The organism is Pseudomonas helmanticensis (assembly GCF_900182985.1).
GTDB lineage: Bacteria > Pseudomonadota > Gammaproteobacteria > Pseudomonadales > Pseudomonadaceae > Aquipseudomonas > Aquipseudomonas helmanticensis.
Window position 1 is genome coordinate 135559 of the sequence record NZ_FXUY01000001.1, and the last position, 17610, is coordinate 153168.

A 17610-nucleotide genomic window follows, 5' to 3' on the forward strand; every position below is an offset into this window, starting at 1 on the left:
ACATGGAAGCATTGGGGCAGTTGCAATCGGGGCTGAAGTATTTGGCCACGGCGGGCGAGACCGGCCGGCGCAGCCTGGACGGAATGCTGTCACCGGTGAATGGCGCGATCGGCGAAATCACCGGCGCCGCGTCCGAGCTGGAAAGCCTGCCCTTTGTCGGGCAGGCGATCGGGGAAAAGCTGCAGCGGGCCATGCGCGGGATCAACGCCGCGCAGGCGCAAGTGGGGCGGGTGGTGGCCATGTACGGCACGGCCACCCGCGCGGTCGCCCAGGTGGAGGAACGTTTGGGCGTATTGAAGGAACAGGCCGGCAAGGCCGCCACGGCCATTAACAAGATCGCCGGCAAGATCAGTCCGTCACTGGCCAACATCGTGCCCACCGGCGCCTTTGCCACGGATCAGACGCCGGCGCCGGAAGCGGTGAAGCCGTTCCCGCACCTGCTGATCATTCAGCCGCAAGACCCCAAAGCGCAGCCGTATTTCTTCAATCTGGACACGGCAGCGTTTGATGAGCTGCGCCGATCGACCAAGTTTCGCTGGGCCTCGCAAGAGCGCCTGTCGCGGCGACCGGCGCAGCAGGGTGTGGGCATCGGTGACGAGAAAATCACCCTCAAGGGCGTGATCCTGCCGGGCCTGAAAGGCGGGTTAAAGCAACTCGACACCTTGCGCGCGATTGGCGGACACCTTCAGCCACTGACCCTGACCACCGGTTATGGCGACGTGCTGGGGACGTGGTGCCTTGAAAGCGTCGATGAAGAACAGAGCGCGCTGATGCAAGGCGGCATCCCGCGCAAACAGGCCTTTACCTTGGAATTGGTACGCTATGGCGATGACATGCAGAACATCTGACGGGGATCTGCTCGATACCATCTGTCACAACTATTACGGCCATCTGAATGGCTGCGTCGAGGCGGTGCTGGATGCCAATCAGGGGCTGGCCGATGAAGAGCAGCCCTACCGCGCCGGTGTGGTGATCGTGTTGCCGGATCTGCCGCAGCCGGTGACCGAGGCGATTACCTTGTGGAACTGACCCCGTCCGGAGTCCTCGCCGGCGAATCTTTGCGTTACGCGTAACGCTCCGCTTATTTGGCCCGCCTTGTGCGGGCTTTCTTTTGGGAAAAATTCATGACGCCGCGTTTTCGTATTGTGGTCGACGGGGTCGACATCACGGCCCTGTTGAATGACCGCCTGATTCAGTTGAGTGTCACCGACAAGGCCGGTATGGAGTCCGACGAATTCGAACTACGCATTGACGATCGGGACGGGCTGGTGACGTTGCCGAGCAAAGGCGTGGGCATCGAGATCTATCTGGGCTATCAGGAGACGTCGCTGGTCCGGTTGGGCCGCTATGTGGTCGACGGGGTCGCGGTGTCTGGCCCGCCGGATACGATCGTGATCAAGGGCAAGGCGAGCGACATGCGCGGCAGTGGCAAGACCGTGCGCAGCGGCAGTTGGGAGGACGTGCCGCTGTCGGCGATCGTTGGCGATATCGCCGCGCGCAACGGCTGGTCGCCGGCGTGTCCGGTCGGCACGAAGGTCGCGCGGGCCGATCAGCTCAACGAATCCGACTTCAATTTCGTCACGCGCCTGGCTAAGCAATACGACTGCACGGCGAAGGTTGCCGACGGCAAGTTGTTGGTCATGCCGCGTCAAGGCGGGCAGAGCGCAAGCGGCAAGGTGCTGCCGCCGATCGTGATCAACAAAAGCGACGTCAGCCGCTGGCAATTCAACTTTGAGGATCGCGATTCGCACAAGGCGGTCGGGGCCAAGCATCAAGACAAAAAGACCGGTGCGCTGGCTGTGGTGTCGCTGGAGAACGACGACGCCCCGGCCGGGCTGCCAGCGGTGCATACCGATCGGCATATCTACCCGAACAAGACCGCCGCCCAGGCAGCAGCTCGGGCGCGCTTGGCGGCGTTCAATCGCTCTACCGCCGGCGTGCGGCTGGAAATGGCCGGGCGTACAGATCTGTTTGCGGAATGCCTGATCATCGCTCAGGGCTTCAAGGTCGGGCTTGATGGCGAGTTTCTAGCCGAATCGGTGCAGCAGACGTACACCCAATCCGGCTGGTCGACCACCGTTGAATGTAACGGCGGCAAGAAGGGCAAGGCTAACGCCAAGGGCAAGAAGGGGAAAAAGCCGGCCAAGCCGGTCAAGGTCGTCAGCCTCGCATAAAGCGCTTAGTCGCATCCATCCGCCGCCTTGAGCGGCTTTTTCATGTCTGGAGTTTGTATGTCAATTACGGAGCAACAGCTGCAACGCATCATGCCCAACGCCCGACGCCAAACGGGCGTGTTTGTATCCGCCCTCAACGCAGCCATGGCCCACCGGCAGATCAACACCCCAAAGCGCCAAGCCGCGTTTCTGGCGCAAGTCGGTCATGAGTCGGGCCAGCTACAGTACGTCCGGGAGTTGGGTGGCGATCAATACCTAAGCAAATACGACACCGGCAGCCTGGCTGCGAAACTGGGCAACACACCGGCAGCGGATGGTGATGGCCAGCGCTATCGGGGTCGCGGCCTGATCCAGGTCACTGGCCACGACAACTACTTGCGCTGCAGCTTGGCGCTGTTCGGCGACGAGCGATTGCTGCGTACGCCTGAGCTGCTGGAGCTGCCGCAGTGGGCCGCCGAGTCGGCCGCATGGTTTTGGTCTGTGAATGGGCTGAACGCGCTGGCCGATCAAAACGAATTCAACACGATCACCCGCAGGATCAACGGTGGCCTCAATGGCCTGCAGGATCGGCTGGAGTTATGGGGGCGGGCGAGGGCGGTGCTATGCGTCTCAGCGAACTGATCCCGACGCCGTATCGGCTGCTGGCCAAAGGCATGCTGCTGGCCATTTTAGCCGGTGCCTCCGCCGCCATCGCATGGCAATTACAGGATTGGCGCTACGGCAAACAGCTCGCAGAGCAGGCCCGACTGCACACCGAAACCTTTAACCAGTTGGCCCTGGCCACGGTTGCGCAGCAGCGTGCCGAACAGGACAAACGCCTTGCGCTCGAGCAGCGCCTGGCTACCAGCGAACAAAACCATTACCGAGCCTTGAGTGATGCCCAACGTGATCAAGGTCGCCTGCGCGACCGCCTTGCCACTGCTGATCTGCGCCTGTCAGTCCTACTCGACGCCACCACCGGCGCCGGCAACGGAACGCTGTCAGCCACCACCGCCACCGGCGGCGTGGTTCATGGCCCCACAAGAGCCGAACTTGACCCAGCGCATGCTCAACGAATTATCGGCGTCACCGATGACGGTGACCGGGGGCTGATAGCCCTCGCGGCCTGTCAGGCATACGCAAAAGAAGTCTCAACACCGAAGTGAAAAAGAGCGGCCGGTCCGGATGCGTCAACATCCAGATCGACCGCCTTCCCTGCAGATGGTCCCTGCAAGTCCAGCCAAGGCTCTTGCTCCGTGCACAAAGCGCGGCGAGCCTAGCACCTGTTCATCCATACAGTAAAGGTCTTGCTATCAATGTCTACACCCATCATCCCTTGGATGGGCGGCAAACGCCGCCTGGCCGACCGCCTCATTCCGCTTTTTCCGCCACACGAATGCTACGTTGAAGTCTTTGCCGGCGGTGCCGCGCTGTACTTCATGAAGCCCCAGTCATCGCCGGTCGAAGTCCTCAACGACATCAACGGCGACCTGGTCACGCTTTACCGCGTCGTGCAGAACCATCTCGAAGAATTCGTACGCCAGTTCAAATGGGCGCTCAGTTCGCGACAGGTGTTCGAATGGCAGAAGATGGCCCGCCCTGAAACCCTTACCGACATCCAGCGCGCCGCCCGATTCTTCTACCTGCAGCACCATGCCTTCGCCGGCAAGGTCTCCGGTCAGACGTTCGGTACGGCGACCACCGCACCGGCCATCAACCTGCTACGCATCGAAGAAAACCTCTCGGCCGCGTGGCAGCGCCTGTCCGGCACCTACGTCGAAAATCTCCCTTGGCTTGAATGCGCAGAGCGCTACGATCGCGCTCACACCTTTCACTACATGGATCCGCCTTATTGGCAGACCGCCGGCTACGGCGTGGACTTCCCGTGCGAGAACTACGAACGGATGGCGGACTTCATGCGCCGCAGCAAAGGCAAAGTGATGGTCAGCATCAACGACCATCCCGACATCCGTCGCGTTTTCGAAGGCTTCCACTTCGAAACTTTGGACATCCGCTACAGCAACACCAACCAGCGGCAAGGGAAGGCTGAAGTCAGTGGCGAGCTGGTGATCATGAATTGGGAGCCGATAGCGTTGGGCGGATTGTTTTAACTGTCACCATGCCCTCGCGTGATGTTTTCAGCGTAGAACTGCTAGCGCTGGCTTTTTTACAAAGCCTTTTCCCTCGCAAGTTGGGCAGTCATCACGTGCACCGAAGCGATCGAGGCAGGCAGAGCAAATGCAGAAAGCTGCCGACTCGATGTAAGGTCGTACTTTTTCGAAGGCGCGCAGATCGCGCTCTTCTTGAGCGACCTGCGCTGTATCTATTAACGCCCGGTAAGTGTCAGCATCAGAAAGCGGGTGGTGGGTGACGCCAGCGATCATTCGTTCAGTCTCAACCAACTGGTAACGGCGACCATTCATTTCCATTACCAAACCGGAGATCGTCCCGACCTTCCGTGAAAGACCGAGCGTTAGTCTTATTCCGTCCGAATCTGAGTAAATTTTTCCGTCATAGGCGAATGACGCTCCTAGCGGTTGGTCATTGGCAAAATTGAAGATGGATCGGCTGATCGTGCCTAGTAGTTTCCCATTATCGATCTGTACAACGTCGTACGTCGATGCACCGCGGTAGTGACCTGGCGAATTCTGCAGCTCTTCGACGGCGTGCCAATAGGCGGCGTTTGCCCTGTCGTTCAAGTCGAACTGTTCCAGTTGGTCGATCAGACCTTCATCGAGTAGCGCCGCCGACATTTCGTGAAGTGTTTGCCGATGGCCTTCCGGGTTTTGCATACGGAAGTCCTGATCGTTGAGTGTCGTGCGCCAACGCTGGAGTCGGAGAATTTTAGCTTGGTCGAAATTCATAAAGCGGGATTCGCTGCGAGTGTGCTGTATATGCATACAGTAAAGGAGCTAGTGCTACCTGGCGACAGGCAGGCGACGAGTTGCTTTGTCGGGGCTGTTTCGGTGCGGAATTCGAGACTTCCAAAAGCGTCATTGATCTTCGTACGCCCTACGATGACCAGGCTTCCGTGTACCGAACTCTCCATGAGGGCTCACATCCATATGACTCAGACCTCGCCATGGCCGAAGCGCTGACATACATTCTGCATAACCAACATGCCCTAGGCGCGGCCATAGAAGAGGTCAGCAAATGGGGCAGGGGACAATGCCGTTCATGCGACAACGGCGATGGAACTCTTGGCCAAATTGCAGCGGTCCTCACAGAGGCGATCAGGAAACGACGTAGGCTGTAAATTCTTCTCTGATTTTCACGCCACGACCCGCTGGTCTCATAATCGATGATGACTGTGACCCTATCAAAGCGGCGAAGGTGATCTGCTGCGAATAGATCGTCGGACAATTTCTTTGAATTTTTTTCTGCAGCGGAAATCACTTGAACATGAGGAATAGGAGGGCTCATGAAGCAAGTGGATTTGTATGTGATCGATTACCGGTTGCACGGTAAACCGAAGAGCTTTGTCATCAGGACTAAGCTGATGAACAATGTAGAAGCTTGGCAATGGGCGAGCTGTGACGCTGGCCTTACACCCATCCCAAAGCCTGGTCGCCCTCCCTTAAAGCGGTTCTCAAAACCTATGGCCGAACGTTTTGGAGTGACAGATGTGCAATGGAGAGAATCGGCGTCGCTCGCCTGGGAGGAGGAACAAGCTACATGAATAACGAGGGGGGGCCGTCGTAAAGGCGTTTTCCGTGCAGGTGAATTCGAATCTCTCCTTCACCGCCACATTCAGTAAACGCAAACCCCTGATTTTCCTAGAGAAAGTCGGGGGTTTGTGGTTTTTGACGTCCGAAAAAAGGCCATATGGGACTGAGATGGGACTGGTGCATTGTTTTGGTGCAGAAATGGCGCCTGCCGAATGTGTGGCTGAGTTTCGCCGGTGATGCCATGAGCTAAGCTTTGCGAACCCAACTCAAAGGATGAATTCCATGCCATATGATTCTGACTCCAACATTGCCACGGCTGATGCTCTGACTTTGATTCTGCAGAACCAGCATGCCTTGGGGGCGGCGATAGAAGAGGTCACCAAATGGTTTTCAGAGAATGGCGTGGAGAATGTGGCTGCTAACGCGGTTACGGCTATGGAAACCTTGGACGCAAACGCGAAAGCGCTTACAGCTGCGATTATGCGACTAAGGCGGTTATAGGAGTTTGGTTGACCTTCCAGCAAATGTGAGCGACAGAAGTTACATGCAGAGTTTGCAAGCCTAGGTCAAGGAGTTTTATGAAAGCACCTGGAAGAAATGAACCATGTTGGTGCAATTCAGGAAAGAAGTATAAGCACTGCCACCGAGATATTGAAAGTAAACCTCCTGTAGAGTTTCATGCTGTAATCCAAGCTCTCAAATCCTTCGAAAAAAGTATGAAGAAGTGCAGCGTCCCGATATCACTGTTGCACGAATGTTCCAGTAAGATAATTAATGCACATACTGTTTCGAAGAGTTCGTCCTTAAAGGCGATATCTAAAGATGGGCATGTGCTAGAAACATCCGTGGATTCTAAGACTAGTGCCGCCTCTAAAATAGTAATTAAAGAAATTGGGATTAATAAAGCTTCGGTGTTTTCCGGGTTTTGTTCCGTTCATGACAAAAATTTATTTGCGCCAATTGAGGATGGACCGTTTAGAGTTATACCGCTGCATTGCTTTTTAGTAACATATCGTGGAATTTCAAAAGAGTTTTTCAGTAAGAACTATGCTTCAAAAGTGTTTGAGTTGATGAAAACCCTCGATAGAGGAAAAAGCTTACATCACCAGATAGCTATTCAAGCCGAGGCTGGCCGGCTTGGTACTAATAACGATCTAACTACAAACGATCTAAAGTACATAAAATCAAAGCTCGATGACATGTTGATTTCAAATGATTATTCGGGTCTGAATTATGCTGTATTTACGCTTGATTCTCCTCCTCCAATTATGGGGAGTGCTATCGTTGGGCCGACGTTCGATTTTAACGGAAATGAAGCTCAAAAAATTTCGAGTTCTCCAAGTCAAATTCCAGATTATATGGCTATCAATTCTTTTTCTAGTGAGGGTGACGGATATGTAGTTTTGTCTTGGTTGTCAGAACACTCTAAAACCTGCAATAAATTAATGGCGCAGTTTTTGGAGAAAAAGTTGACGGCGGATAGTCTTGCGGTTTTTATGATACTTCTGATTGAAAACTTTTATATCTCTCCGAGTTGGTGGCGCTCGCTTGATGACGAAACGCAAAGCCTAATAATAAGCCTTTATGCGCAAGGGGTTGAGGATGATACGTACGGCGACTCGATAGAAAATCGTCGCCCCCTAAATTTCCCTTCTATTAAAAATATTCTAATGTCGCCAATGATCTAGGCCGCGTCTGTCAAAAGATGCATGTCTGCCGCAGAGCCCAACGAATTTTTTATTCAAATTTCTCAGCACATTGAGAATGCTTAGGTGTTTCCATAATTCCAGCCTATGTTCAATCGGCCCCCACACCTCGCCCAGGTGTGGGGGCCTTTTTTTCGCCGCGTGGCAACCAGGCCCCAGGGGGCTGGTCTACCATTACCTGACCTCTTGGTTTTCCCATCGACGCCTACTGACTCGCTTAGGAACTCGACTCATGTCTCACGTCTTTGAAGGCTTGGCCACCGTTGCCGTGATTGCCCGCTACGAAGGGCGTCCGCCCGCCGAGTTAACGACGCTCGAGTGCCCGGTGCGCTTGAGCAAAATTGCCCCCGATCGCACCCGTGTCGAACTGGCGCATTTTCTGGAAGGCCCCAAGGACGCCAACATGCTGCGGGTGATCCTGCCTGACGGGCTGATGGTGCAGGGGCTGATCGTTGGTGGCAGCAACCAACCGCTGGGCGGCTGGCTGCTAATCGATGTGGAATCGGGCGAGTTGGGGTTTGCGCCGCCGGTGAACGGCGCTGAGTCGAACGAGGGGCAGCATGGATAAGGCACTGTCCGCATTGAACCTGCCGAACGCGGTGGAGGTGCAAACCCTGAAACTGCTGCACCAAATCGAGCTGGCGCACACGGCGGACGATCTGTTTCGCGCCAGTGATCGCGCCGAAGGTTTTGTCTTGGGCTTGGAGACGGTCAAGGTACTGAACGCGGCCAGTATCGAAGGTTTGTACAAGACCTTCGAGGCGGCCGCCACGGCGCGGCGCCTGGAGCACGCACAGTGATCGGCGAAGGCATTCACGAAGAAGTGTTGCGCGCCCTGGTCGAACAACACGCGGTGCGCGAATGCCTGGTGGCCAGGATCGACGGTGGCCCCGACTGGGGCCTATCGATACGCCTCGGCGGCAGCGGCGCACGCTGGGTGCCGGTGCGCTCGCGACGTGAGTCACTGCGCACCTGGGCCAGCTTGACCGCCGTGGGACGTTTTGCCGACAGCGTGGGCCTCAGTGGATTCAAGGTGGAGTTGTAAAGGATTTCAGCGTCAGCCGAAACATCATAAGCGAGTGGCTGCTTTCGGCCAAAAGCGGACGCTCATTCCCATTTGAGTGTCTACACACTCATTGGCGTGCTGCAACTCCCCGACAAGCGATATCTAGGGACGAGTGCCGAGCATATCGTAGCCCACCAGTACCTCAGGATTAAACGTATCAAACTGCCAGCGAGGCAGTTGAGACTGCGGACCCTTGAAATTAAGCAGCAGCGCACCAAGCTCTCGCTTATCCGCAACTCCTATTAGGGGTTTGACAGAATCAAAATATTTCTGCGACATCGATCGTGCGAATATTTCGAAAGGACCATACGACCTGCTTGCATACAACAGTGTATTAGGGAACCAACGCTCACCATCTTGAGTCCCCCTCAAGAAAAGCACCAGGTCAGCCTGCATAAGCTGATTGAAGTCCAGGCCCGATGACTGTGAACGGTCCTTCAGCAGGTCTGCTGCCAGTGATAGTCGGCCGAGACTTAAACGTTGGCTACGATAATCGAGCGTCCGGACGTACTCGTAAAACGCCTGATATCCAAACGCCCCTGTTTGCCCATTCCTACTTCTTTCATGAATATAGTAAGGCGTAGACAGCAACATTTGTATCGAATCAAATCTTTCGTACTTCAAGAAAACTGCAACGACATATAAAAATATTTCATTAATTAAAAATTTAAAATTATCGAAGTCACCTTCTCTGTACTGGGTGATATGTGCAGGTCTATCAACATACGGCAACAATGACTCCAAGAATCGATGAATTTTTTGATCCATATTTGGCAGCGCATTGTATTGTGCAATCGCAACAATCAAGGAAACTATTTCATTACGATAAGGAATGAAGGCTTCAATGTTTTCAACAAGCTGGTCATCGAACTCTTTTTCGTTTTCTTTCTGAATCCTAATCTTTTCAAATCCTTCCGAGACCGCGCGAAAGTATTCGTCAACAGCGCCGGCTGCAAACGGCTTGCCTTGCTTTACCGCATCCAATGCTCGCCGATAAGCGGCACTCGCTCCCAAGTTGATAGCGGTTGACTCTGACAAAAACGCTGGAAGCGCGCCGATTTCTGGTTTGACATGTAGCGGTTTATCAAAGATCCATCTAAGCAGCATTTCAAAGTTTTTTGCGTAGTCTTCAGCTTCGCTTAGGTCTATATATTTACGCTTTCCATAGAACGTTGGCAAACAAGCTTTACCGTCCTCTTTTTCAGCAATCACGGCTACAAACTTATCTTGCTTCGCCGTCTCATACACTTTTGCTGATATGATCTGAGTCTCTGTGCCCACCCCTCCTGCACGTCCATCGGCTTTCTGAGCGTACATTTTATCCGAAACCATAATAACTTTTGTGACAGTCTCATCAGTCACCATTGATTCCATAAATTGGATCGAATCGTGCCCGTCTTTAAGGTCCCATTTATCGAGTATCACATCAACGCCAGACTCCCTGAGTTCAGTAGCTAATGCCATCACCCACACTTCATGATCCGGTGTAGACCAACTGTATGAGATGAATAGCTTCGGTGATTGCGCGTCACTCATGAATTAATCCTTCTTGTAGCGGTGGGTTTTCTGGCTGTACGTTATACCAGTCTCCCGAAATTATCAGATAGCCACTACGGATTGGTAGAGAATACACGTTATTTTTTACACCCCTCCAATTGCTCTTCAGAAAAGGGTACCGAGAGAGTAGATATCGACGACCAGCCCCGAGGCCGCCGTATATTTTCCACAAGGCCGAACGACTACCGCAGCGCTTTGAATCGTCAATGCTGCGTGTGACCAATCAGGTCGTCACGGGGTGGCAAGCGTGTCAGACAAACCCTGTCTGCTGTTCACTGAGAAATTACGGAATAATCTTTAGGACAACGATGGGGTAGTTTAAGGGATAGGTTCAGATATTAGCCGCCCCCTGCGAAAGTTCTCTATGGACCGCTAGCAACTCGAGATTGAGCGACCGCTTCTGGCCGAAAGGAGTCACTCCTGTTAACCCAAGTGAATCATCGACGCTTGTGGTTTAGGGCAGAATTAGGGCAAACGAAGGGCCGTCGTAGACCGTCACACGCCACTGAGGAGTAGAGGAAAAGCTTTATTTACTGGTCGTGAGCGGCCTATGTCTGCATTGGAAGGGGTTCGAATCCCTTAGCCATTCATTTCTGCCGGAGCGTCTAATTTGCCCTCTGATATTTTGGGAGAGACGCTAAGGGGCCAAACGGGGCAAGCCATAAGTCATTCAACGCAGATGAACTGTCCGTAAATTGTAAAAACACCAGCAGTCCTGTTGCTCACGGGAATCGTTACTTATTTCAATTCGCTCGTCGTAGAGGACGGATTAGCTGAGATCTTTTCCATGGCTGTTTCTCAAATAGGTGTTAGCGCTTTGAGCAGTTTCATGAAAGAGCTGGCTTAAAACGGCGCTTAAAAGCGTAATTGCGCTTGTCGATTCTCATATTTGCCTGACACAATAAGGGTAATGCCGGCTTCGGTAGTCATTGAAAATTCGAATATTATTTTTGGGAATATGCCTCTCTATGGAAATTTTTGCGACTTGCATCGAATGTATGCAAACGAAAGGTAAGCCACTGTTTAAGCCATTTAACGCGCCATATTTCGACGGCCGTGTTTCCATCGTAACGTGTGAATTTGGGCATGAAATGGCCATAGTTCTTAAGGCGCAAAAATTTGAGCTGCTTCTAGAATCCGGAGCAAATGCATTAATTGCAAATTTCACTCTGGAAGCATCAGCAAGTTTTTCAGCATCGCTCGAGAGATTTTTCGAGTTTTGTATAAGAGTTATGCTGAACCACCTTAGGGTTAGTGATGAACTCTTCGATTCTATGTTTTCTGAAATGTCTCGGCAGTCAGAGCGTCAAACTGGAGCTTTCTTAGCTCTTTACGCACTTGTATTTGGGGTGTCATATAAGCCCAACAGAAAATTAACGGAGTTTAGAAATTCTGTCATTCATAAAGGCACCATTCCAGATGTTGAAAAGGCTCATTCGTTTTGTGAAAGCGTTTATAAGGAGATATTCTGTATTTCTGAGTTGTTGAGAGAGTTTTGTTCTAATGCTGTTGACGAGGTTTTGAATAATGATTTTGAATGCCGAGTTAATAAAGTTCCTGCGGGGGTAAGGGTGCATAGCGCGCAAACCAACTCGATATTTTCAATCAGTTTTGATAAAAACAAAACTACATTTGCTGAGTCTCTTGAAAATTATAAAGAATTCAAAGCGAAGCTGGTGGAGATGTCTGATGTTTTTCAAAAGATGCTAGCGGAGTTAGGTAAGCAGGAGGGATTTACAACAATACTTGATAGTATACGTCCAAAGTAACGGTTGCTACTTGAGGTCGGCAAAAGTTTACGATCATTCTCTAGCCGACCCTGCCATTTTGTAGGAGAGGATTGGCCGTGTTGAAAAGAGTGTTTCTACAACTGACACATCCTTCTACGATCTAGGCGGTTCTCTGCCCTGTAGCCTGGCCAACCCCTGCTTGATGTGGCCGGAATTCTCGCCAATTATCCATAGTGCACCACGTACGTTTTCACCTATCTCGGTCAACCCTTCCTTTTCAGCAAGAAGCGTCAGCTCCATCAAGGCGGCCTCCAGCCCAAGCTGATTCTGGTACATCCTCTTCAACACATCTGATAACGAATACTCGTCCGACATTGCGCCGACTCCTTTCGGGAAATTACAAGCATAGTAGCAATAGTGCCTTGGGCAGAAGTAATTGCAGCCTGCTTAAAAATTGCTACACAGCGGAAAAAATTAAGCAGATGAGCCAGTCAACATGGGGTGTCGGCGGAGCTCTGCGCCCAATCCATCATCGCAACGACAGACAGCACTTGAAAAAGCAATGCTTCCTGCAATTGGCGGCTGTTTTTGGTTCGATCACTAAACTCGTCGAGCTTGTTCTAAACGCAGAAATCTGGAGGTGTTTAAACGTAGTCTGTTTTTGCAGTCCTTGGCCTACACCTCCTTGCGCCACCCCCTACACCTAAGACAGAATCCGCCGGCTTGTGCGTCTAGCTAGCGGGTTCTATCGTTCCTGGGTCACTGAAAACCAGTGATCGGGTTTGGTAGACCCGCAGCACTGATGCATCGCGTCACCCCATGCAGTCGCATTTTTGCGCCTGGATTATGGTGGCCATGCTCAGGGCTTCTTCGGAAGCGCCGGTTCCAGTGCTCCGGTCTACCAACCTGTGTATGGTCACCACCCTTCGTTTGGTAGCGAGAGTGGATGGCTCCCATTCTTTAGTGCTGGAGTTCCATCTATGTTCAAAGTAACGCCCAACCCACCAGAAACCGATCCCGCATCCCCCTACGAATCCCTCAACCCCAAAAAACTCCACGAAGCCGCCGAGCGCGCGCTCGATCACTACCTCCTGCCCGCCGGCCACATCATGTCCAGCGTCAACGAACCCGAGCGCATGTACCTCGCCAACCCCAAGTACGACTCGGAATCCCTGCTGGCCAACACCAGTGAGACGCTAAGTTCCGCCTCGGAAATGCTCAACAACTTCGCCGCAGTGCTCGACCCCTCGCACCGCAAAACCGCGCTGGGTATTGCGCAGGTGGTGATGTTGGGGGAGTTGGCGGTGAATCAGGCGTTGGATAACGTTGAGGTGAAGGCGTAAAGCCTGTCCCGCCGTGGGCAGGTGAGATGCTCGTTCACTGATAATAAAAAGCCGTCACTTCCAAGTGACGGCTTTCGCTTGCAGCTCTAGCCAAACTGCCCCGCCGACTCAACCGCAGATTTCGGCCTCCTCAACCGCGTCAACTGATAAGCAATCCCCAGCCAAACAAACCACCCCGGCATCACCATCAGCGCAGTCCGCGTGTCAGGCCGCAACGCCAGCAACCCCAGCACAAACCCCAAAAACGCCAACGAAAACCAAGCCATCGGCACGCCGCCGGGCATCTTGTAAGCCGACTTCGCATGCAGATCCGGGCGCTTTTTCCTGTAGGCGATGTAAGACGCGAGGATGGTCGACCAGGTGAAGATCACCAGAATCGCCGACACGGTGGAGACGATGGTGAATGCGGTCATGACTTCCGGCACGATGAACAGCACCAGCACGCCGACCAGCATCAACAGTGTGGTAAACGCCAGGCTCAGCAGCGGCACGCTGTTGGTCGACAGTCGGCGGAATAGGCCGGGGGCGTTGTCCTGATTGGCCAGTCCGAACAGCATGCGGCTCGATGAGAACACGCCGCTGTTGGCCGAGGAGGCCGCTGACGTCAGGACCACGAAGTTGACGATACCGGCCGCTGCGGGAAATCCGGCGACGAGGAACAGTTCGACAAACGGGCTTTTGACGGGGGAAACCTGTTGCCAGGAGGTCACGGCGATAATGCAGGTCAGCGCGAGGACGTAGAACAGGATGATCCGCAGCGGAATGGAGTTGATCGCTTTGGGCAGGGTCTTTTCTGGCGAGCGGGTTTCGGCGGCGGCGGTGCCGATCAGCTCGGTGCCGGCGAAGGAGAAGATCGCCATTTGAAATCCGGCGAAGAAGCCGAACAAGCCGTTGGGGAAAGCCGCCTGTTTGTCCACCAGGTGACTCAGAGACGCGGTGACGCCACTGGGCGAGACGAAGGAGCTGGCGATCAGCACGGTGCTGACGCCGATCAGGGTCACGACGGCAATGATCTTGATGATCGCGAACCAGAATTCCACTTCACCGAACAGCCTGACGGTCAGCACGTTGAGGGCGAAGAGGGTCGCCAGCATGCCGACGGCGGGTATCCACGCCGGTACGTCGGGGAACCAGTACTGGAAGAATCCGCCCACCACGACGGCATCGCCGATCACCGCCACGCTCCAGCTCAGCCAGTACGACCAGCCGAGGAAGAACGCCGCGCGCGGGCCGAGGTAGGCGCCGGCGAAATCGGCGAAGGTTTTGAAGTTGAGGTTGGACAGGAGCATTTCGCCCATGGCGCGCATGACGAAAAACACGAACAGGCCGATGATCATGTAGATGAGGATGATCGACGTTCCGGAGAGGGCGATGATCTTCCCGGAGCCCATGAACAGGCCGGTTCCGATGGCACCGCCCATGGCCATTAACTGGATGTGACGATTGCTGAGCGTGCGCTGCAGCGCGGGCTGTTCAGGCAGCCCGGAAGGGGTCGATTTCATTGCAAAACCTCTTGATTTTATGTTTTTGAGTTTTGGCAGAAAGTAGGTGTCGAGCGTTCTTGTTAGTGGTGCAGCGGCTGATCACAAGGTGAATCGCCCCCTGTGGTTTGGGGGCGGCGATTACCGATCAACTGACGGTGCGCAGACACGAGGCTTTGGCCGGTTGCGGATCCAGCAGTTGGAAGAGGTTTTTGATGTTGGCCGGCGTCGGCACCAGGTGGATGCGCTGGCCGATTTGCTGTGCCTGAGCCAGGTCTTTCAGGTAGCGCAGGGAGGAAAAGTCTTCCAGAGCAAAACCCACCGAATCGAACACCGTGACCTGCGCATTGTTTTCGCGTCCGGCGACTTCGCCCTGCACAATCCGGAAAAACTCGATCACCGGGGAATCGGCGTCCAGTTGCTGAATGTCGCCTTCAATACGGGTTTGCGGCTCGAACTCGACGATGACCCGGGCGTTGCGCAGGATGTCGGCGTGCAGCTCGGTTTTACCCGGGCAGTCACCGCCGACCGCATTGATGTGCATGCCGGGCTCGATCATCTCCGGCGTCAGAATCGTTGCGTAGGCTTTGTCGGCGGTGACCGTGGTGACGATGTCCGCGCCCTTGACCGCGTCCTTCACCGAGCTGGCCAGAATCACTTCGATGTCCGGGAACGCGGCGAGGTTGTGCTTCAACTTGAGTGACGCGTCGCGATCAATATCGAAAATGCGGATTTCACTGATGCCCAACATTTCATGAAAGGCCAGTGCCTGAAATTCACTTTGCGCACCGTTGCCGATCAGGGCCATCGAAGTCGCACCCGGACGAGCCAGCGATTGCGCGACCAGCGCGGAGGTTGCGGCGGTGCGTACGGCGGTGGTCAAGGTCAGTTCGCTGAGCAGGGTGGGATAGCCACTCTGCACATCGGCCAGCAGACCGAAGGCCATGACCGTGAGCAAATTCTGCTGGCCGTTGTTCGGGTGGCCGTTGACGTATTTGAACGAGTACTGCTGGCCGTCGTCGGTGGGCATCAATTCGATCACGCCGTCTGCCGAGTGATTGGCCGTGCGCGGCGATTTATCAAACTGCGCCCAGCGTGCGTAGTCCGCTTCGATGTAGCCGGCCATTTCGCGAATGGCGCGGCGGATACCGACCTGGGTGAACAGGCGTGCAGCATCATCGACATCAATAAAAAGCGTCATGGTCTTGTTCTCCGATCCAGTCATTGAAAGGTTTTAAAGCGGGTGCGGTTCAGCTGCGTTTGCTCTCGAAACCGTGCAGCACGTTGACGGCATTGATGCCGATCTCATCGACCATGTAGCCGCCCTCCATGACGAACAGGGTCGGGCAGCCGACGCTGGCGATCAGTTCACCGATGCCAATGAAGTCATCGCTTTCGAGCAGGAAGTGGCTGATGGGGTCGTCCTTGAACGTGTCGACACCGAGGGAAATCACCAGCACTTCAGGTGCGAACTGCTGGAGTTTTTTGCAGGCGTGGAGCAGGGCGTTGCGATAGCTCTCCCAGGTGGTGTTTTTCGGCAGCGGATAGTTGAGGTTGTAACCCTCGCCGAGACCCGCGCCGACTTCGTGGCTGTAGCCCGAGAAGTACGGATAGGACACCGCCGGCTTACCGTGCAGCGACACGAACATGACGTCGCTGCGCTGGTAAAAAATGTTCTGCGTGCCGTTGCCGTGGTGGAAGTCGACGTCCAGCACCGCGACACGTTTGGCGCCCTGAGTGATGGCTTGTTGTGCGGCGATGGCGGCGTTGTTGAGGTAGCAATAACCGCCCATGTATTCGCGCGCGGCGTGATGGCCGGGCGGGCGGCACAAGGCGAAGGCGCTGTCGTGGCCTTCATCGATCAATGCCAGGCCGGTGAGGGCGATATCGGCGCTGGTTTTCACCGCTTGCCAGGTCGTCGCGGTGATTGGCGAGCCGGCATCCATCGCATAGAAGCCGAGCTTGCCGTCGATGAACGTCGGCACCTCTTCGCCGGCCAGATCGCGCACCGGCCAGACCAGCGGCAAGGCGTCGAGAGTGCGACCGGTGGCGCACCATTCGCTCCAGGCCGTTTCGAGAAAACTGACGTAGCGCTCGCTGTGTGCGTTCACGTAGCACGAGCGATCAAATGCGCGCGGTTCGACGATCTGCCCGAGGCCGACCTGTTTGACGCGGTTGTGCACGGTGTCGGCCCGACTCGGTTGTTCGAACGACGGTTTGAGCACGCCGTCTTTCAATTCGGTGCCGTGGTGCAAACGGTGGGAATCACTGAAAACTGTAAACATTCTGCGCATCCGTTATTGTTAGCCAGTGCAAATATTCTGTTCCGGCTGGGCTGCGCTTTCTTTGCTTTGTGTTCGTGATTCAGTCGATTATTCGGGTGTTTTTACTCAGGAATGGCGTTATGCAGAAAAAAATATCCAAACGCATCAGCCTCGACGAGACCGACCTGGCGATTCTCGAGTTATTGCAGGAAGACGCCAGCATTTCCAACGCTGAACTCAGCGAGCGACTGTCGCTGAGCCTTACGCCGTGCTGGCGGCGGCGCAAGCGCATGGAGGAGGCGGGGGTGATCAAGGGCTATCAGGCCAACCTTGATCGGCGAATGCTCGGGCTGGATATCATGGCGTTTGTGCACATTCGTTTTTCCACCCACGCCGACCACGCCCCTGATGCCTTCGAGGCAGTGATTGCGCAATTGCCGCAGGTGGTGGCCTGCCACAAGATCACCGGCGATGCCGATTATGTGTTGCAGGTGTTGGCGGAAGATCTTGATAGTTACAGCGACTTTATCGAGCAGGTGCTCAGGCGTCAGGTGGGGATTGCGTCTATTCAGTCCAGCCTGGCGTTGCGCGAGGTCAAGACGGGTAGCCGTATTGCGATCCCCAAACCCGGCAAATACTGAG

General features: G+C 54.5%; 21 protein-coding genes. 15 read left to right on the forward strand and 6 right to left on the reverse strand.

What is annotated here, in order from left to right; translation table 11 throughout:
* Positions 1-2 precede the first annotated feature (2 nt).
* From QOL84_RS00665 to QOL84_RS00690, 6 genes are all read left to right on the forward strand, one after another.
* Entirely contained in the window at positions 3-848 is an 846-nt protein-coding gene (locus tag QOL84_RS00665; RefSeq protein ID WP_283435785.1) for a phage tail protein, read from the forward strand.
* Positions 823-1029: a tail protein X gene (locus tag QOL84_RS00670; RefSeq protein WP_283435786.1), complete on the forward strand. Its 207-nt coding sequence runs from the start codon at positions 823-825 to the stop codon at positions 1027-1029. The genes QOL84_RS00665 and QOL84_RS00670 overlap by 26 nt, the downstream gene beginning before the upstream one ends.
* A 95-nt stretch (positions 1030-1124) precedes the next feature.
* Entirely contained in the window at positions 1125-2174 is a 1050-nt protein-coding gene (locus QOL84_RS00675; protein WP_283435787.1) for a phage late control D family protein, read from the forward strand.
* 57 nt (positions 2175-2231) lie between these two features.
* Positions 2232-2795 (forward strand): glycoside hydrolase family 19 protein, encoded by a 564-nt coding sequence (locus tag QOL84_RS00680; protein WP_283435788.1) that lies wholly within the window; start codon positions 2232-2234, stop codon positions 2793-2795.
* A complete protein-coding gene (locus QOL84_RS00685) occupies positions 2777-3319 on the forward strand; it encodes a lysis system spanin subunit (RefSeq protein WP_283435789.1) in 543 nt (180 codons plus the stop codon). The genes QOL84_RS00680 and QOL84_RS00685 overlap by 19 nt, the downstream gene beginning before the upstream one ends.
* 150 nt (positions 3320-3469) lie before the next feature.
* Entirely contained in the window at positions 3470-4264 is a 795-nt protein-coding gene (locus tag QOL84_RS00690; RefSeq protein WP_283435790.1) for a DNA adenine methylase, read from the forward strand.
* A gap of 27 nt (positions 4265-4291) precedes the next feature.
* Here QOL84_RS00690 and QOL84_RS00695 read toward each other — a convergent pair whose 3' ends face one another.
* Complete coding sequence (locus QOL84_RS00695) at positions 4292-5017, reverse strand: hypothetical protein (protein ID WP_283435791.1); 726 nt, start codon at positions 5015-5017, stop codon at positions 4292-4294.
* A gap of 557 nt (positions 5018-5574) precedes the next feature.
* On the opposite strand from QOL84_RS00695, the gene QOL84_RS00700 reads away from it, so the two are divergent.
* The 6 genes from QOL84_RS00700 to QOL84_RS00725 all read left to right on the forward strand — a co-directional run bounded on the left by QOL84_RS00700 (position 5575) and on the right by QOL84_RS00725 (position 8572).
* Positions 5575-5832 (forward strand): DUF6555 family protein, encoded by a 258-nt coding sequence (locus QOL84_RS00700; protein WP_283435792.1) that lies wholly within the window; start codon positions 5575-5577, stop codon positions 5830-5832.
* 271 nt (positions 5833-6103) lie between these two features.
* The gene (locus QOL84_RS00705; RefSeq protein ID WP_283435793.1) at positions 6104-6322 is read left to right on the forward strand and encodes a hypothetical protein; all 219 of its coding nucleotides are present in this window, start codon (positions 6104-6106) and stop codon (positions 6320-6322) included.
* A 77-nt stretch (positions 6323-6399) separates the two neighbouring features.
* Entirely contained in the window at positions 6400-7509 is a 1110-nt protein-coding gene (locus QOL84_RS00710) for an SEC-C domain-containing protein (RefSeq protein ID WP_283435794.1), read from the forward strand.
* A gap of 250 nt (positions 7510-7759) precedes the next feature.
* Entirely contained in the window at positions 7760-8095 is a 336-nt protein-coding gene (locus QOL84_RS00715; RefSeq protein ID WP_283435795.1) for a hypothetical protein, read from the forward strand.
* Positions 8088-8327 carry a hypothetical protein gene (locus tag QOL84_RS00720; RefSeq protein WP_116255565.1) on the forward strand — a complete coding sequence of 80 codons (240 nt, stop codon included), beginning with the start codon at positions 8088-8090 and terminating at the stop codon, positions 8325-8327. Before QOL84_RS00715 ends, QOL84_RS00720 begins: the two co-directional genes overlap by 8 nt.
* A complete protein-coding gene (locus QOL84_RS00725) occupies positions 8324-8572 on the forward strand; it encodes a hypothetical protein (RefSeq protein ID WP_283435796.1) in 249 nt (82 codons plus the stop codon). Before QOL84_RS00720 ends, QOL84_RS00725 begins: the two co-directional genes overlap by 4 nt.
* A 123-nt stretch (positions 8573-8695) precedes the next feature.
* Here the strand turns inward: QOL84_RS00725 and QOL84_RS00730 are convergent, their stop codons facing one another.
* Complete coding sequence (locus QOL84_RS00730; RefSeq protein ID WP_283435797.1) at positions 8696-10129, reverse strand: SEFIR domain-containing protein; 1434 nt, start codon at positions 10127-10129, stop codon at positions 8696-8698.
* A 989-nt stretch (positions 10130-11118) separates the two neighbouring features.
* On the opposite strand from QOL84_RS00730, the gene QOL84_RS00735 reads away from it, so the two are divergent.
* Positions 11119-11919: a hypothetical protein gene (locus QOL84_RS00735; RefSeq protein WP_283435798.1), complete on the forward strand. Its 801-nt coding sequence runs from the start codon at positions 11119-11121 to the stop codon at positions 11917-11919.
* 114 nt (positions 11920-12033) lie between these two features.
* Here QOL84_RS00735 and QOL84_RS00740 read toward each other — a convergent pair whose 3' ends face one another.
* Positions 12034-12255, reverse strand: a complete 222-nt coding sequence (locus tag QOL84_RS00740; protein ID WP_283435799.1) for a hypothetical protein — start codon at positions 12253-12255, stop codon at positions 12034-12036.
* Between the two features lie 605 nt (positions 12256-12860).
* Between QOL84_RS00740 and QOL84_RS00745 the strand changes: the two genes are divergently transcribed.
* Positions 12861-13223, forward strand: coding sequence for a DUF6124 family protein (locus QOL84_RS00745; protein ID WP_283435800.1), 363 nt, complete (start codon positions 12861-12863; stop codon positions 13221-13223).
* 86 nt (positions 13224-13309) lie between these two features.
* Here the strand turns inward: QOL84_RS00745 and QOL84_RS00750 are convergent, their stop codons facing one another.
* From QOL84_RS00750 to QOL84_RS00760, 3 genes are all read right to left on the reverse strand, one after another.
* On the reverse strand, positions 13310-14725 hold the full coding sequence (locus QOL84_RS00750) for an amino acid permease (protein WP_283435801.1): 1416 nt from the start codon (positions 14723-14725) through the stop codon (positions 13310-13312).
* 127 nt (positions 14726-14852) lie between these two features.
* Positions 14853-15905 (reverse strand): ornithine cyclodeaminase, encoded by a 1053-nt coding sequence (locus QOL84_RS00755; RefSeq protein WP_283435802.1) that lies wholly within the window; start codon positions 15903-15905, stop codon positions 14853-14855.
* Positions 15906-15954: 49 nt separating this feature from the next.
* Positions 15955-16989 carry a histone deacetylase family protein gene (locus QOL84_RS00760; RefSeq protein ID WP_283435803.1) on the reverse strand — a complete coding sequence of 345 codons (1035 nt, stop codon included), beginning with the start codon at positions 16987-16989 and terminating at the stop codon, positions 15955-15957.
* Between the two features lie 119 nt (positions 16990-17108).
* Here QOL84_RS00760 and QOL84_RS00765 point away from each other — a divergent pair, with 119 nt between their 5' ends.
* A complete protein-coding gene (locus QOL84_RS00765; RefSeq protein ID WP_283435804.1) occupies positions 17109-17609 on the forward strand; it encodes an Lrp/AsnC family transcriptional regulator in 501 nt (166 codons plus the stop codon).
* Position 17610: the final 1 nt, after the last annotated feature.

What these genes read in the sequence shown, in the direction of transcription:
- QOL84_RS00710 (WP_283435794.1), top strand. Translation starts at nt 6,400, where the DNA reads ATGAAAGCACCTGGAAGAAATGAACCATGTTGGTGCAATTCAGGAAAG.
- QOL84_RS00695 (WP_283435791.1), bottom strand. Translation starts at nt 5,017, where the DNA reads ATGAATTTCGACCAAGCTAAAATTCTCCGACTCCAGCGTTGGCGCACG.
- QOL84_RS00680 (WP_283435788.1), top strand. Translation starts at nt 2,232, where the DNA reads ATGTCAATTACGGAGCAACAGCTGCAACGCATCATGCCCAACGCCCGA.
- QOL84_RS00740 (WP_283435799.1), bottom strand. Translation starts at nt 12,255, where the DNA reads ATGTCGGACGAGTATTCGTTATCAGATGTGTTGAAGAGGATGTACCAG.
- QOL84_RS00670 (WP_283435786.1), top strand. Translation starts at nt 823, where the DNA reads ATGGCGATGACATGCAGAACATCTGACGGGGATCTGCTCGATACCATC.
- QOL84_RS00685 (WP_283435789.1), top strand. Translation starts at nt 2,777, where the DNA reads ATGCGTCTCAGCGAACTGATCCCGACGCCGTATCGGCTGCTGGCCAAA.
- QOL84_RS00715 (WP_283435795.1), top strand. Translation starts at nt 7,760, where the DNA reads ATGTCTCACGTCTTTGAAGGCTTGGCCACCGTTGCCGTGATTGCCCGC.
- QOL84_RS00735 (WP_283435798.1), top strand. Translation starts at nt 11,119, where the DNA reads ATGGAAATTTTTGCGACTTGCATCGAATGTATGCAAACGAAAGGTAAG.
- QOL84_RS00665 (WP_283435785.1), top strand. Translation starts at nt 3, where the DNA reads ATGGAAGCATTGGGGCAGTTGCAATCGGGGCTGAAGTATTTGGCCACG.
- QOL84_RS00700 (WP_283435792.1), top strand. Translation starts at nt 5,575, where the DNA reads ATGAAGCAAGTGGATTTGTATGTGATCGATTACCGGTTGCACGGTAAA.
- QOL84_RS00745 (WP_283435800.1), top strand. Translation starts at nt 12,861, where the DNA reads ATGTTCAAAGTAACGCCCAACCCACCAGAAACCGATCCCGCATCCCCC.
- QOL84_RS00750 (WP_283435801.1), bottom strand. Translation starts at nt 14,725, where the DNA reads ATGAAATCGACCCCTTCCGGGCTGCCTGAACAGCCCGCGCTGCAGCGC.
- QOL84_RS00755 (WP_283435802.1), bottom strand. Translation starts at nt 15,905, where the DNA reads ATGACGCTTTTTATTGATGTCGATGATGCTGCACGCCTGTTCACCCAG.
- QOL84_RS00705 (WP_283435793.1), top strand. Translation starts at nt 6,104, where the DNA reads ATGCCATATGATTCTGACTCCAACATTGCCACGGCTGATGCTCTGACT.
- QOL84_RS00720 (WP_116255565.1), top strand. Translation starts at nt 8,088, where the DNA reads ATGGATAAGGCACTGTCCGCATTGAACCTGCCGAACGCGGTGGAGGTG.
- QOL84_RS00690 (WP_283435790.1), top strand. Translation starts at nt 3,470, where the DNA reads ATGTCTACACCCATCATCCCTTGGATGGGCGGCAAACGCCGCCTGGCC.
- QOL84_RS00730 (WP_283435797.1), bottom strand. Translation starts at nt 10,129, where the DNA reads ATGAGTGACGCGCAATCACCGAAGCTATTCATCTCATACAGTTGGTCT.
- QOL84_RS00765 (WP_283435804.1), top strand. Translation starts at nt 17,109, where the DNA reads ATGCAGAAAAAAATATCCAAACGCATCAGCCTCGACGAGACCGACCTG.
- QOL84_RS00760 (WP_283435803.1), bottom strand. Translation starts at nt 16,989, where the DNA reads ATGTTTACAGTTTTCAGTGATTCCCACCGTTTGCACCACGGCACCGAA.
- QOL84_RS00675 (WP_283435787.1), top strand. Translation starts at nt 1,125, where the DNA reads ATGACGCCGCGTTTTCGTATTGTGGTCGACGGGGTCGACATCACGGCC.